The 13042-nt window shown below is 74.9% G+C and carries 13 protein-coding genes; 8 read left to right on the forward strand and 5 right to left on the reverse strand.

Annotated elements, in window-relative coordinates; all coding sequences use genetic code 11:
* Window positions 1–615 (reverse strand): class I SAM-dependent methyltransferase, encoded by a 615-nt coding sequence (locus tag RDV89_RS04760; RefSeq protein WP_315731795.1) that lies wholly within the window; start codon window positions 613–615, stop codon window positions 1–3.
* A gap of 44 nt (window positions 616–659) precedes the next feature.
* On the opposite strand from RDV89_RS04760, the gene RDV89_RS04765 reads away from it, so the two are divergent.
* Window positions 660–1949 (forward strand): competence/damage-inducible protein A, encoded by a 1290-nt coding sequence (locus RDV89_RS04765; RefSeq protein WP_315731796.1) that lies wholly within the window; start codon window positions 660–662, stop codon window positions 1947–1949.
* Between the two features lie 9 nt (window positions 1950–1958).
* Here the strand turns inward: RDV89_RS04765 and RDV89_RS04770 are convergent, their stop codons facing one another.
* The 3 genes from RDV89_RS04770 to RDV89_RS04780 are packed head-to-tail and all read right to left on the reverse strand — an operon-like array spanning window position 1959 to window position 4320.
* Window positions 1959–2750 (reverse strand): ABC transporter permease, encoded by a 792-nt coding sequence (locus RDV89_RS04770; protein WP_315731797.1) that lies wholly within the window; start codon window positions 2748–2750, stop codon window positions 1959–1961.
* Window positions 2750–3721: an ABC transporter ATP-binding protein gene (locus tag RDV89_RS04775; protein WP_315731798.1), complete on the reverse strand. Its 972-nt coding sequence runs from the start codon at window positions 3719–3721 to the stop codon at window positions 2750–2752. The genes RDV89_RS04770 and RDV89_RS04775 overlap by 1 nt, the downstream gene beginning before the upstream one ends.
* A gap of 8 nt (window positions 3722–3729) precedes the next feature.
* Window positions 3730–4320 carry a TerD family protein gene (locus RDV89_RS04780; RefSeq protein WP_315731799.1) on the reverse strand — a complete coding sequence of 197 codons (591 nt, stop codon included), beginning with the start codon at window positions 4318–4320 and terminating at the stop codon, window positions 3730–3732.
* 232 nt (window positions 4321–4552) lie between these two features.
* Between RDV89_RS04780 and RDV89_RS04785 the strand changes: the two genes are divergently transcribed.
* Window positions 4553–5296 carry a VWA domain-containing protein gene (locus tag RDV89_RS04785; RefSeq protein ID WP_315731800.1) on the forward strand — a complete coding sequence of 248 codons (744 nt, stop codon included), beginning with the start codon at window positions 4553–4555 and terminating at the stop codon, window positions 5294–5296.
* On the opposite strand, the gene RDV89_RS04790 is transcribed toward RDV89_RS04785, so the two are convergent.
* Window positions 5275–6495 (reverse strand): MFS transporter, encoded by a 1221-nt coding sequence (locus RDV89_RS04790; protein ID WP_315731801.1) that lies wholly within the window; start codon window positions 6493–6495, stop codon window positions 5275–5277. The genes RDV89_RS04785 and RDV89_RS04790 overlap by 22 nt on opposite strands.
* A 31-nt stretch (window positions 6496–6526) precedes the next feature.
* Between RDV89_RS04790 and RDV89_RS04795 the strand changes: the two genes are divergently transcribed.
* The 6 genes from RDV89_RS04795 to pepN all read left to right on the forward strand — a co-directional run bounded on the left by RDV89_RS04795 (window position 6527) and on the right by pepN (window position 12932).
* Complete coding sequence (locus RDV89_RS04795) at window positions 6527–7369, forward strand: aldo/keto reductase (protein WP_315731802.1); 843 nt, start codon at window positions 6527–6529, stop codon at window positions 7367–7369.
* Window positions 7366–8241, forward strand: coding sequence for a metallophosphoesterase (locus tag RDV89_RS04800; RefSeq protein WP_315731803.1), 876 nt, complete (start codon window positions 7366–7368; stop codon window positions 8239–8241). The genes RDV89_RS04795 and RDV89_RS04800 overlap by 4 nt, the downstream gene beginning before the upstream one ends.
* Before the next feature lie 10 nt (window positions 8242–8251).
* Complete coding sequence (locus RDV89_RS04805) at window positions 8252–9304, forward strand: alanine racemase (protein ID WP_315731804.1); 1053 nt, start codon at window positions 8252–8254, stop codon at window positions 9302–9304.
* Window positions 9305–9334: 30 nt separating this feature from the next.
* Complete coding sequence (locus tag RDV89_RS04810) at window positions 9335–10024, forward strand: peptidylprolyl isomerase (protein ID WP_315731805.1); 690 nt, start codon at window positions 9335–9337, stop codon at window positions 10022–10024.
* A 93-nt stretch (window positions 10025–10117) separates the two neighbouring features.
* Window positions 10118–10405 carry a Fe-S cluster assembly protein HesB gene (locus RDV89_RS04815; protein WP_315731806.1) on the forward strand — a complete coding sequence of 96 codons (288 nt, stop codon included), beginning with the start codon at window positions 10118–10120 and terminating at the stop codon, window positions 10403–10405.
* Window positions 10406–10490: 85 nt separating this feature from the next.
* Window positions 10491–12932 carry an aminopeptidase N gene (pepN, locus tag RDV89_RS04820; RefSeq protein WP_315731807.1) on the forward strand — a complete coding sequence of 814 codons (2442 nt, stop codon included), beginning with the start codon at window positions 10491–10493 and terminating at the stop codon, window positions 12930–12932.
* Window positions 12933–13042 lie beyond the last annotated feature (110 nt).

The following is a 13042-nucleotide window of genomic DNA, read 5'->3' on the forward strand; positions in this document are numbered from 1 at the left end:
TCAGGCCGCCGCCCAGGTGGCGACCACGTAGCCCTCGCCGGTGAAGGCATCCCGGTCCCAGCTCGACCACCGACCGGTGCTGACCAGGCCCGCCTCGGAGAACGCGGTGTCGACGAGCCCGAGGTCCAGCACGGGGCAGTCGCCCGGCAGGTGGTCCGCGTCCAGGCCGAAGCCGGCCAGCACCCGGCCGCCGGGGGCCAGCTGGCGCACCAGGTGCCGGCCGACGGCCGGGAGGTCGCCGCGGTCGACGAGCGGCAGGACGTTGCCGGCCAGCAGCACCAGGTCGACCGGCTCCGTCACCGGCTCCGGCGCGGCCAGGTCGGCCACGTGCCACTCCAGGTGCGGCGCGTCGTCGCGCGCCACCGCGACCATCGACGCGTCCACGTCGCTGCCGACGACCTCGTAGCCCAGCTCCGCCAGGCGCACGGCGATCCGGCCGGTCCCGCAGCCCCCGTCGAGCACCCGCGCCGGCGGTGGCAGCAGCTGCGCGACCAGCGCGGCCTCGCCGTGCACGTCGACCCCGCGCGCCGCCAGGCGGCGGAACCGCTCGGCGTACGCCCGGGCGTAGTCCTCGCCGGCGTCCTCGGTCGCGATCCGTCGCCACAGGGTGCTCATGGGTCCGTCCTACCAGAGCGGGCCCCGCCCCTACGATCGTGGACATGAGCGCACGCGCGGGGATCGTCGTCACGGGCACGGAGGTGCTGACCGGCCGGGTGCGCGACGCCAACGGTCCCTGGCTCGCCGAGCAGCTGCGGATCCTCGGCGTCGACGTCGGCCAGGTGCTCGTGGTCGGCGACCGACCCGCCGACCTGCTCGACGCGCTCGCCTTCCTCTCCCGCGGCAACGACGTCGTGCTCACCACCGGAGGTCTGGGCCCGACCGCCGACGACCTCACGGCGGCGCTCGTCGCCCGCCACGCCGGCCGCGCGCTGCTGCTCGACGCCGCGCTCGCCGAGCGGATCGCCGCCCGCGTCGCCCGGATCGCGGCGGCCCGCGGGTGGGACACCTCCTCGCCCGACCTGGCCGCCGGCGTGCACAAGCAGGCCATGGTGCCCGAGGGCGCCCACGTGCTCGAGCCCACCGGCACGGCACCCGGGCTGGTCGTGCCCACCGGCGGGCCGCCGGTCGTCGTGCTGCCCGGACCGCCCTCGGAGCTGCAGGCGATGTGGCCCGCCGCCGTCGCCGACGACCTCGTCGACGCCGCGCTCGCGGGCCGCAGCGAGCTGCGGCAGGCCACCCTGCGCCTGTGGGGTCCACCCGAGGCCGAGCTCGCCGCGGTGCTGCGGTCCCACGGCGAGGAGCACGACCTCAGCGGCCTCGAGGTCAGCACCTGCCTGCGCGAGGGCCAGCTCGAGGTCGTCACCCGCCACTCCCCCGCGCGCCAGTCGGCCTACGACGCGCTGTCGGCCGCGCTGACCCACCACTTCGGTGACGCCGTCTACTCCACCGACGCGCGCGACGTCGACGACCTCGTCGCCGAGGCGCTCCTGGCCGCGGGTGCCACCGCGGCGACTGCCGAGTCGTGCACCGGCGGGCTCGTGGCGGCGCGCCTGACCGAGCGGGCGGGGTCCTCGGCGTACGTCCTCGGGGGCCTGGTGACCTACGCGAACGAGGCCAAGACGGCCCTCGCCGGGGTTCCCGCGGACCTGATCGCCTCGGTCGGCGCGGTCAGCGAGGAGGTCGCCGTCGCCATGGCCGAGGGGGCGCGGCGGGCGACGGGCGCGACGTACGGCCTCTCGACCACCGGGGTCGCGGGACCCGGCGGGGGGACGCCGGCCAAGCCGGTGGGCCGAGTGCACGTCGCGATCGCCTGGGACGGCGGTCACCGCCACGCGCGGCTGCAGCTGCCCGGCTCGCGCTCGCAGGTGCGCGAGCGCACCGTGGTCACCCTGCTGCACCTGCTGCGCGAGGTCCTCGACGGGCGCGCGCAGCAGGTGCAGCAGGGATGATGGACCGGCTCAGCCGAGGTCGCGCCGGAAGGTCGTGAACCGGCCGACGAGCGCGAAGACGACGACGTACGCCACCATCACGGCCGCCGCGGCCGGCTGCGGCAGCAGGTCGACGGATCCCCCGGTCGCGAAGAAGCTCGACCCGATCAGTCCGTCGGCCGCCGCGCCCGGCAGGAAGCGCGAGACCTGCTCGAGGCCGTCGACGGCGGTGAGCGCGACCCGGGCGATCGGCTCGACGAACTGCGTGAACACCAGGATCACGACGATCGCCGCGACCTGCTGGGTGAGCACGGCCCCGAAGGCGGCGCCGATCACGGTCCACAGGACGGTGACGACCACCGAGAGGACGATGACCTCCCAGACGTCGGCGGAGCCCAGGTACGCCCCGTCCCCGCGCGCCTCGAGGATCAACGCACCGGCGCCCACGATCCCGAGGACGCCGGCGAGCCCGTAGACCAGCCCGACCGGGATGCTGACCAGCAGCTTGGAGCCCAGCACCACCCCGCGGCGCGGCTCGGCGAGCAGCGTCTGAGCGATGGTGCGGTGGCGGAACTCGCCGGTCACGAGCAGCGTGCCGGCCAGCAGCGGGAACGCGTACCCGATCGCGTTGCCGAGGCCGTAGACCATGCGGGCGGCGTCCTCGCCCTCGGCCAGGCCGCCGGTGCCGGGGTCGCCCAGGGTCATGGCGAAGGCGAAGAACCCGCCGACCAGGGCCAGGTAGGCGAACATGACGAGGGCGAGGATCCACCACATGCGGGTGGTCAGGAGCTTCGTGAGCTCCGAGCGCAGCGCGGCACCCATCACGCCACCCCCGGCCCGTGGGTCGGTGCGGGCGGTCCGGGCGGTCCGGGCGGTCCGGGCGGTCCCGTCGGCAGCGACGTCAGGCGCAGGAAGACCTCCTCGAGGTCGACGTCGCGCGCCTCGAGCCGGTGCAGCGGCAGCCGAGCGGCGAAGGCGGCGTCGCCGACCACGGCCGCGTCGACGTCGTGCAGCAGCACGCCGCGCTCCTGCGGGGTGGCCCGCCAGCGGTGCTCGACGACGAGCCGCTCCAGCCCGGCGCCGTCCGGGGACGCCACGTAGGTGGCCGTCTCCGCCAGGTCGGCCAGACCCTCCAGCCCGGAGGCGTGCACGAGCCGCCCGCGGGCGACGATGACCACGTCGTCGACGGTGTGCTGCACCTCGCGCAGGGCGTGGCTGGAGACCAGCACGGTGCGGCCCTCCTGCGCGAAGCTGCGCAGCAGGCCGCGCAGCCACACGATGCCCTGCGGGTCGAGGCCGTTGGCGGGCTCGTCGAGCACGATGACGGGCGGGTCGCCGAGCAGCGCCGTGGCCAGCCCGAGCCGCTGGCGCATGCCCATCGAGTAGCCGCCGACCCGCTTCTTCTCCGCGCCGTCGAGGCCGACGAAGCGGATCAGCTCGCGGCAGCGGGCCGTGCCGACGCCGGCCGGGGCCGCGTAGGAGCGCAGGTGGTCGAGCCCGGTGCGCCCGGCGTGGAAGCCGGGTTCGATCGAGCTGCCGATGACGGTCGCCGGGCGCCGGTGCGCCTGGTAGGGCCGGTCGCCGATGTGCGCGGTGCCGGACGTCGGGGACGCCAGGCCGAGGAGCATCTTCAGGGTCGTGGTCTTGCCCGCTCCGTTGGGGCCGAGGAAGCCGGTCACGGCGCCGGGGCGCACGGAGAAGGAGAGCCCGTCGACGGCGGGGATGCCGCCGTAGTGCTTGGACAGGCCCTCGACGGTGATGGCGGGAGCGTGGGTGGTGGGACTGGTCTGCATCGCCGAGGTCACTTCGAGGCCGGCGTCCAGTTCATGCCCCACCCGTAGGCGGCGTCCAGCTCCTGCTGCCAGCCGGCGACGTAGCGCACCTCGCGCTGGATGCGCAGCGAGCCGCCCTCGTTGGTCAGCAGCGCGATCGCGCAGAAGCGCTTGTCGTCGGTCTCGTCGAGGCGCACCTCGATCGGCTGGGCGCCGACCGGGTGGAGCGTGACGACGCCGTCGGCGCTGGCCCAGCTGGGGGCGCCCTCGTAGATGTAGGCGAACACGAGGATGCGCCGGATCTGGTCGAGCCGGTCGAGGTTGACAGTGAGGTTCTCGCCTCCGACGGACTGGCCGCTGCGGTCGTCGGCGTCGAGCTGCACGTAGGGCGCGGCGTGCAGGTTGCCGTACGCGTTGCCCAGCGCCTGCACGACGCCCTTCGCTCCGTCGGTGGTCTCCCACAGGCACCCGAGGTCGAGGTCCACCGCCGAGGAGGTCGCACGCTTGAAGAAGCCCTTGGCCGGCGGCGGCTGGGTCCAGTTGAGGTTGATCCGCATCTGTCCACCGGCGCCGGCGCCCTTGGCGAGCGAGATGCTCGGCGCGGCCTTCGTCAGCGTCACCTTCGACAGGTTGATCCCTCCGCCTGGAGGCTGGTTGCCCGACATTCCCACTCCCTCTGCATGGTGCGTTCGTCGACGGGACCGGACGCGGTGCGCCCGGTCGTGCGGGCGCGGGAGCGTGCGCGCGCACGTTTCACCCCCACCCGGCCGGGCACCGTGCCCGGCGCGCCACCGGCCAAACCCGGCCGGCACGGGCAGTCGGACGAGATGCACGAGACGGACGGAGACACCGGTGGTCGACCTCACGAAGCGGGCTGGCACGGCGCAGGGAGCGATCATCTCCCTGCTGAAGCGGGAGGCCGACCGGGGCGTCGACCTCGGCGAGATCACGGCGCGGGTCGTGGTGGCGATCGACTACTCCGCCTCGATGCGGGCCCGCTACGAGAACGGCGAGGTGCAGGACCTCGTGGAGCGGGTGCTGGCGCTGAGCCTCGCCGGGCTGGACGACGACGGCGACATCCAGGTGCACTTCTTCCACAACGAGCCGTTCTCGTCCGAGGTCGTGGACTCGGGCTCGTACGCCGGCTTCGTCGACCGGTGGCGACAGCGTCGCGACATGGGCGGCACCAACTACGGCGGCGTGATCAAGGCGATCCTGGCGGAGGCGGGGCACGCGAAGTTGGGTCTCGGCAAGCGGCTCTTCGGCCGGGGTGGCCAGGAGCCCGCGGGCCCCGCGGCGATCCCGACGCTCGTGCTGTTCGTGACCGACGGCGAGCCGTGGGACAAGGACGAGACGAAGCGCCTGCTCGTCGACGCCAGCAGCAAGCCGGTGTTCTGGCAGTTCCTCGGTCTCGGCTACGCGCCGAAGTTCCTCGAGGACCTCGACACGATGTCCGGCCGCACGGTCGACAACGTCGGTCTGACGTCGATGGGCGACTCGAAGGCGACACCCGACGAGACGTGGTTCCCCACCGTGCTGGAGGAGTACGTGACGAGCTGGACCCCGGCAGCCCGTCAGGCGGGTCTGATCGTCTGACCGGAAGGGCCCGTCTGACCGACGCGCCCGGCGAGCACCGCGACGAGCGCGGTGCTCGCCAGCGCGACGACGACACCCAGCGTGGCGCCCCAGCCCAGGTCGTCGTAGACGTGGCCCGAGGCCCAGCCGAGGACGGCGGTCCCGGCCAGCCACGACAGCTGGTAGAGCGCCGTGGACTGCGCCCGGCCGGTCGTGGCCAGCTGCCCGGACAGGCTGCTGGTCACGGGGTGGGCCAGGAACACGCCGGTAGTGAAGACGACGAGCCCGACCACGAGCACGACCAGGTCCTCCACGAGCAGCAGCGGCACGGACGCGACGATCGCCGCGACCCCGGCGCCGATCACCGGCACGGCGCCCACCCGCCGCACGACCCCGCCGCCGACGCGGCTCGCGACCGTGCCGAACAGGTAGGCCAGGAACAGCAGGCTGACCAGCGCGACGGGCACGTCGAACGGCGGACCCGCGACCCGGAAGCCCAGGTAGTTGTAGACGGTGGTGAACGCGCCCATCAGGCAGAAGCCTGCGACGTAGGTCGCGGCCAGCGCGGGCGTGCGCAGGTGGCGAGCGACCTGGCGTACCGCCGAGACCTCGCGGGTCGTGCGCCGCCAGCCCTGTGCCGGCGGCACCACCCGCCAGAACAGCACCGTGAACCCGGCGCAGACCACGGCGACGGCCAGCAGCGCGACCCGCCACCCGACGAGCTCGGCCACGGGGCCGGCCACCAGCCGCCCCACGATGCCGCCGATGGTGTTGCCGGCGATGTAGGTGCCCGCCGCGACCGGCACCCAGGCCCGGTGGACCTCCTCGTTGAGGTACGCCATCGCCACGGCCGGCACGGCGCCCAGCGCGAGCCCGGTGGCGGCACGCAGCGCGACCACCGCCTCGAACGACGGCATCAGCGGCGCGGCCAGGGACAGCACGGTGGCCACGCCCAGGGACCAGGCCATCGCCCGGGTGCGCCCGATCCGGTCCGAGACCGACGCCCACACCAGCACCGAGACCGCGAGCCCGGTCGTCGTCGCCGAGACCGACAGCGCCGCGGTGGCGGGCGTGATGTCGAGGTCGGCGGCGAGCGCGGGCAGCACGGCCTGCGCGTCGAAGATCTGGGCGAAGGTCGCGAAGCCGGCGGCGAAGAGGGCGAGCACCAGCCGGCGGTACTCGGACGAGCCGCGGTCGTGACCGTCGAAGGCGCGCTGCACGGCGTGGATTCTCCCCCGTAGGTTGGTCGGCATGAGCATCGACGTCCCCCAGCGCACCCTCAACGACGGCACGACGATCCCGGCGATCGGCTTCGGCACCTACCCGCTGAAGGGCTCGGAGTGCGTCGACGGCGTGCTGTCCGCGCTGGAGGTCGGCTACCGGCTCGTCGACACCGCGGTGAACTACGGCAACGAGGAGGCCGTCGGCGAGGCGCTGCGCCGCAGCGGCCTGCCGCGCGAGGCGTACCAGGTGACCAGCAAGATCCCCGGCCGCCACCACGGCTACGACGACGCGGTGGCCAGCGTCGAGGGCAGCCTGGAGCGGCTCGGCCTCGACTTCCTCGACCTGCAGGTCATCCACTGGCCGAACCCGAGCCAGGACCGGTACGCCGAGGCGTGGCGCGCGCTGGTCGACCTGCGCGAGCGGGGGCTGGTGCGCTCCATCGGCGTCTCCAACTTCACCGAGGCGCACCTCGAGCGCATCGTCGACGAGACCGGGGTGGCGCCGAGCCTCAACCAGGTCGAGATGCACCCGTGGTTCCCGCAGACCGCGCTGCGCCAGGCCCACGAGCGCTGGGACGTGCGCACCGAGGCCTGGAGCCCGCTGGCCCGCGTCGGCGAGCTCGTCGCCGAGGACGCCGTGCAGGCGCCCGCGCGCCGCCTCGGGGTCGACCCCGCGGCCGTGGTGCTGCGCTGGCACGTGCAGCTCGGCTCGGTGCCGATCCCCAAGTCCGCCTCCCCGGAGCGCCAGCGCAGCAACCTCGACGTGTTCGGGTTCGAGCTCACCGAGGCCGAGGTCGCCGCCCTGACCGCGCTCGGACGCCCGGACGGACGCATCTTCGGCGCCGACCCCGAGACCCACGAGGAGATGTGACGCCGCCGCACGTCGAGCCGGGCTGCGCGGCGACGGGGCACCCCCACCTGCTCGCCGTCGGCGACCTGCACGTGCGCCACCCCGAGAACGCCGACGTCGTCGCGGGTCTCGCGCCCCGCCACCCCGACGACTGGCTGCTGGTCGCGGGCGACGTCGCCGAGACCACCGACGTGGTGCTCGCGACCCTGGCGTCGCTGGCCGACCGGTTCGCGCAGGTGGTGTGGACGCCGGGCAACCACGAGCTGTGGACCCATCCCCACGACCCGGACCAGCGCCGCGGGGTGGAGCGTTACGAGCACCTGGTCGAACGGTGCCGCGAGCTGGGCGTGCTGACCCCCGAGGACGAGTACGCCCGGTGGTCCGCGCCCGAGGGCGACCTGCTGGTCGCGCCGCTGTTCCTGCTCTACGACTACTCGTTCCGCGACCCGGGCACGAGCGCGGCGCAGGCGCTGTCGGCCGCCCGCTCGGCGCGGCAGTACCTGTCCGACCAGTTCCTGCTGCAGCCCGACCCGCACCCCGACCGCCCGGCCTGGTGCCACGACCGCGTCGCGACCACCGAGGCGCGGCTGGCCGCGCTGCGGGCCGCGGAGCCCACGGCGGGGCTCGTCACCGTCAGCCACTACCCGCTGGCGGAGGAGCCGACCCGCGCGGTCGCCTCGCACCACCTGCGGCTGTGGTGCGGCACCCGGCTCACGGCCGACTGGCACCGTCGCTTCGCGGTGGACGTGGCCGTCTACGGCCACCTGCACATCCCCCGCACGACCCGGGTCGACGGGGTGCGCTTCGAGGAGGTCTCGCTCGGCTACCCCCGCGAGCGGCAGCGCTGGGGCGTCACCACCTACGAGCCCCGCGTCGTCGCCTGCGGCCGCTAGCGTCGGGGCCGTGAGCCACCGCGACCCGCTGACCCCCTTCCTGTCCGTCGACGCGGCCCGCGTGCGGCGCAACGTGGAGCGCGTGCAGGCCGCCGCGGACGCGCGCGGCGTCGCGCTGCGCCCCCACGTCAAGACGCACAAGGTGCCGCAGCTCGCCCGCCTGCAGGTGGAGGCGGGCGAGGTGGGGATCACCGTCGCCACCCTCGGCGAGGCCGAGACCTTCGTGGCCGCCGGCCTCGACGACGTGCTCGTCGCCTACCCGGTCCTGCTCGACGAGGCCGGTCTGCGCCGGGCGGCGGCGCTGGCGGAGCGCGCCCGGCTGGTCGTCGGCGTCGACGCGGTCGAGGGCGTACGCCGTGCGGCACCGCTGGCGGGTCGCGTCGCGATCAGCATCGAGGTGGACTCGGGACACCACCGCACCGGCGTCGCCCCCGGCGAGGCGGGCGCGGTCGCCGCCGCGGCCGCGGACGCCGGGATCGAGGTCGCGGGCGTGTTCACCTTCCCCGGGCACAGCTACGCCCCGGGTGCGGGTCCCGACGCCGCGGCCGCCGAGCTCGCCGCCCTCGACGCGGCCGCCGACGCCGCCCGGGCGCGCGGCGTCGAGGTGCCGGTGCGCAGCGGCGGGTCGACGCCGAGCCTCGCCGCCAGCCTCGCCGCACCGCGCGTACCCGACGAGCTGCGTCCCGGCGTCTACCTGTTCGGCGACGCCCAGCAGTGGGAGCTCGGCCGCACCGGCCCCGACGACGTCGCGCTGACCTGCGTGGCCAGCGTCGTCAGCACGGTGGGCGGACGGGTCGTCCTCGACGCGGGCAGCAAGGCGCTCGGGGCCGACCGGGCCGCGTACGCCACCGGTTTCGGCCGGCTGCTGGACCACCCCGACGCCCGCATCGTGCAGCTCTCCGAGCACCACGCGGTGGTCGAGCTCGGCGACGCCCCGCTCCCCCGCGTCGGCGAACGGCTGCGGGTGGTGCCGAACCACGTGTGCGCGGCCGTCAACCTGGCCGACGAGCTGTGGATCGACGGCGAGCCCGTGCCGGTCGCGGCGCGCGGGCGCAACGCCTGAGCCGGGAGGCGTCGCCTACGATCGGGCGCCGTGACCTCTCGACCCCGCCGTCTCGGCGCTCTCGGCCTGCTCCTGACCGTCCCGCTCCTCGCGGCCTGCGGCTCCTCCGACGACGAGGGCGGTGACGACACCTCGAGCGGCGGCGGTGCCGACGGGGCGTGCACGTACGCGGAGGACTCGCTCGGCCAGGTGGCCGGGGACGTCGACCTCCCGGCCGCCGACCCGACGGTCGCGGGCGAGGTCGGTGTCTCGATGGCGCTCGCGGACGGCGCCACCATCGAGATGACCCTCGACGCCGACGCGGCGCCGTGCACGGTCAACTCGTTCGTCTCGCTCGCCGAGCAGGGCTACTACGACGACACGACCTGCCACCGCCTGACGGTGCCGCCGGCCTCGATCCAGGTCCTGCAGTGCGGCGACCCGACGGCCACGGGCGCCGGCGGCCCCGGCTACACGATCCCGGACGAGCTCGAGCAGACCAGCGACTACCCGGCGGGCACCGTGGCCATGGCCAAGCGTCAGGACCCCGACAGCGGCGGGTCGCAGTTCTTCCTCGTCTACGGCGACACGCTGCTGCCGCCGGAGTACACGGTGTTCGGGACGATGGACGAGGCGTCGGTGGCCGTGGTGCAGGCCATCGCCGACGGCGGCACCGACACCGGCGGCCCCGACGGCGCCCCGGCCACGCCCGCCGAGATCGCGACCGTCACGGTCGGCTGAGCGGCGCGATCCGGGCGAGCCCTTGTCTCGACCGGACGTGCCGGGTTGGGTGGACGTCGTCATGCAAACGCCATCGGAAGGACGGAACAGCCTGTGCTGACCCTCACCGAGAACGCCCGCACGATCGTCAAGGACATCGCCGACTCGCGTCCCGACGTGGCCGGCATCCGCATCGCCCGGGAGGACGCGGCCGCCACGGCCGAGCCGGCCTTCGCGCTGTCGATCGCCGACGCCCCCGAGGCGGGTGACCAGGTCGTCGAGTCCGACGGCGCGGTCGTCTACCTCGACACCGGGGCGGCCGCCGAGCTCGACGACAAGGTGCTCGACGCCGCCGTCGACGAGGGCGGCGAGCTCCAGTTCGCGCTCGGCCACCAGGGCTGAGCGCCCCGCACGACCCCGACCTCGGCCCCCGCCGCGACCTCGCGGCGGGGGCCGAGGCGCGTCCGGGTGTCCTAGGGTGAGCCGGGTGAGCAACCCGGGTGCGTACCAGTCCCTGCGTCAGGACGAGGCGGTGGAGCGCGCGGCGCTCCTCACCGTGACGGCGTACGAGGTCGAGCTCGACCTGGCCGCGTCGGAGGAGACGTTCGACTCGCGCACGACCATCCGGTTCCACAGCGTCGGCGGCGACACGTTCCTCGACGTCAAGCCGGTCGCGCTGCGCGCGGTCACGCTCGACGGCGCGGTCGTCGACGTCGCGACCCTGGCCGCCGGGCGCCTCCCGCTGCGGGTGGCGGAGGGCGACCACGAGCTCGTCGTCGACGCCGTGATGCCGTTCCGCACCGACGGCGAGGGCCTGCACCACCACACCGACCCGGCCGACGGACGCCGCTACGTCTACGGCATGAGCTTCATGGACGCGGCCCCCACCGTGTTCGCCTGCTTCGACCAGCCCGACCTCAAGGCGCCGTTCACGTTCACCGTCCGTGCGCCGCACGACTGGACGGTCACCGGCAACGCGCCCGGGCGCCAGGTGGAGCCCGGCCTGTGGCGCCTGGAGGAGTCGCAGCCGCTGTCGACCTACTTCGTCACCCTGGTCGCGGGGCCCTACCACCACCTCGCCGCCGAGCACGACGGCATCCGGCTCGGGCTCTCGGCGCGCCAGAGCATCGCGCGCCACCTCGACGCCGACGCCGAGGAGCTGTTCACGTTGACGCGCCAGTGCTTCGACGAGTTCCACCGGCTCTTCGGCATCCGCTACCCGTTCGGCGACTACCACCAGGCGTTCGTGCCCGAGTTCAACGCGGGCGCGATGGAGAACCCCGGCTGCGTCACCTTCCGCGACCCGCTCGTCTTCACCAGCCGGGTGACCCGCGGCGCCCGCATCCAACGCGCCACCACGCTGGCCCACGAGATGGCCCACCAGTGGTTCGGCAACATCGTCACGCCGCGCTGGTGGGACGACCTGTGGCTCAACGAGTCGTTCGCGGAGTACATGGGCAACCGCGTCACCGCCGACGTCACGCAGTACGGCGACGCCTGGGTGCACAACGCCCACCGGCGCCGCCAGTGGGGCCTCGTCGCCGACCAGCGGCCCTCGACCCACCCCGTCGCCGGCAACGGCGCGGTGGACGCGGCGAGCGCCCTGCAGGACTTCGACGGCATCTCCTACGCCAAGGGCTCCAGCGTGCTCAAGCAGCTGGCCGCCAGCGTCGGCGACGACGTCTTCCTCGCCGGCGTCGTCGACCACCTGACGCGCCACCGGTTCGGCAACGCGACGATGCACGACCTGTTCGGGTCGTGGGAGCGCGCCGGGGCCGGCGACCTGTCCGGCTTCGTCGACGGCTGGCTGCGCACCCCCGGCGTCGACGAGCTGCGGCTCGACCGCGAGGCGGGCGCGCTGCTGCGCGTGCCGCCCGCCGACCACCCCGCGCAGCGGCGGCACACCGTGCGCGTCGCTTCGGCGACGTCCGACGGGGACTGGGACACCCGCAGCGTCGCCATCGAGGCGGGCTCCACGCCGTACGCCGTCGAGCCGGGCGCCGCAGTGGTCGTCGACGCCCACGAGGACTCGTGGTCGCTCTCGTCCCCCGACCCGACGGGCGTCGAGGCGCTCGTGCGGCTGCTGCCACGCACCGACGACGCGATGCTGCGCGCCGGGATCTGGAACGCGGTCCGCAGCGGCCTGCACACCGGTCGAGTCTCCCCCGCGGACGACGTGCGGCTGGTCGAGGCGGGCCTGCCCTCGGAGCGCAACGACGACGGGGTCGCCGTCGTGGGCGCCTGGGCGCTCGGCCGGCTGCGCGCGGTGGTGGAGGACCCGACCGACCTCGACACTCGCGTCGCCGGGGCGGCCCGCGCCCTGCTGGCCGGCGCCGAGACGGGCAGCACGCTGCAGCTGGCGGCGTACGCCGTCTACGTCGAGGCGCTCGACGACGAGGCCGAGCTGCGCGCGCACCTGGGCGGCCGGGGCGTGCCCGCCGGCATCACGGTCGACGAGGCCGTGCGCTGGCGGATCCTGGTGCGGCTCGCGGTGCTCGGCCACCTCGAGGCCGCAGAGCTCGACGCGGAGCTCGCCGCGGCTCCCTCCGCCGTCGCCCGCGTCGAGCACGCCCGGGCGCGTGCCTCCCTGCCGAGCGCCGAGGCGAAGGCGTGGGCCTGGAGCCACTTCACGGGGGCGAGCACGGCGTCGAACTACGAGGTCGAGGCGATCGGGCTCGGCCTGTGGCGCCGGGGGCAGGAGGAGGTCACCGGGCCGTACGTCGAGCGCTACCTCACCGAGCTGCCCGGTATCGCCGAGGTCTTCTCCGGCTGGCTGCTGGCCGACGTCACCGAGGCGTACTTCCCCCTGACGGCTCGCTCCCCCGAGGTGCTCGAGCGCGCCCGCGCGCTCGCCGGCGACGACCGCCTGCCGCCCCCGGTGCGTCGTCGGGTCGGCGACCTGGCCGACGAACTGGCGCGACGACTCTGACCGGCGCACCCGAGGCCGGCGGCCCGCTCCTGGAGGGCCCCGACGGGTACGGGCCCGCGCCCGCTCCCGGCCCGCACCTGCGCGACGCCTGGGAGCGGGCCGCGACGCCG

This window comes from Nocardioides imazamoxiresistens, from assembly GCF_032378595.1.
Classification (GTDB): domain Bacteria; phylum Actinomycetota; class Actinomycetes; order Propionibacteriales; family Nocardioidaceae; genus Nocardioides; species Nocardioides imazamoxiresistens.

Coding starts and splice junctions, on each gene's coding strand:
- RDV89_RS04760 (WP_315731795.1), bottom strand. CDS start 615: ATGAGCACCCTGTGGCGACGGATCGCGACCGAGGACGCCGGCGAGGAC.
- RDV89_RS04765 (WP_315731796.1), top strand. CDS start 660: ATGAGCGCACGCGCGGGGATCGTCGTCACGGGCACGGAGGTGCTGACC.
- RDV89_RS04770 (WP_315731797.1), bottom strand. CDS start 2,750: ATGGGTGCCGCGCTGCGCTCGGAGCTCACGAAGCTCCTGACCACCCGC.
- RDV89_RS04775 (WP_315731798.1), bottom strand. CDS start 3,721: ATGCAGACCAGTCCCACCACCCACGCTCCCGCCATCACCGTCGAGGGC.
- RDV89_RS04795 (WP_315731802.1), top strand. CDS start 6,527: ATGAGCATCGACGTCCCCCAGCGCACCCTCAACGACGGCACGACGATC.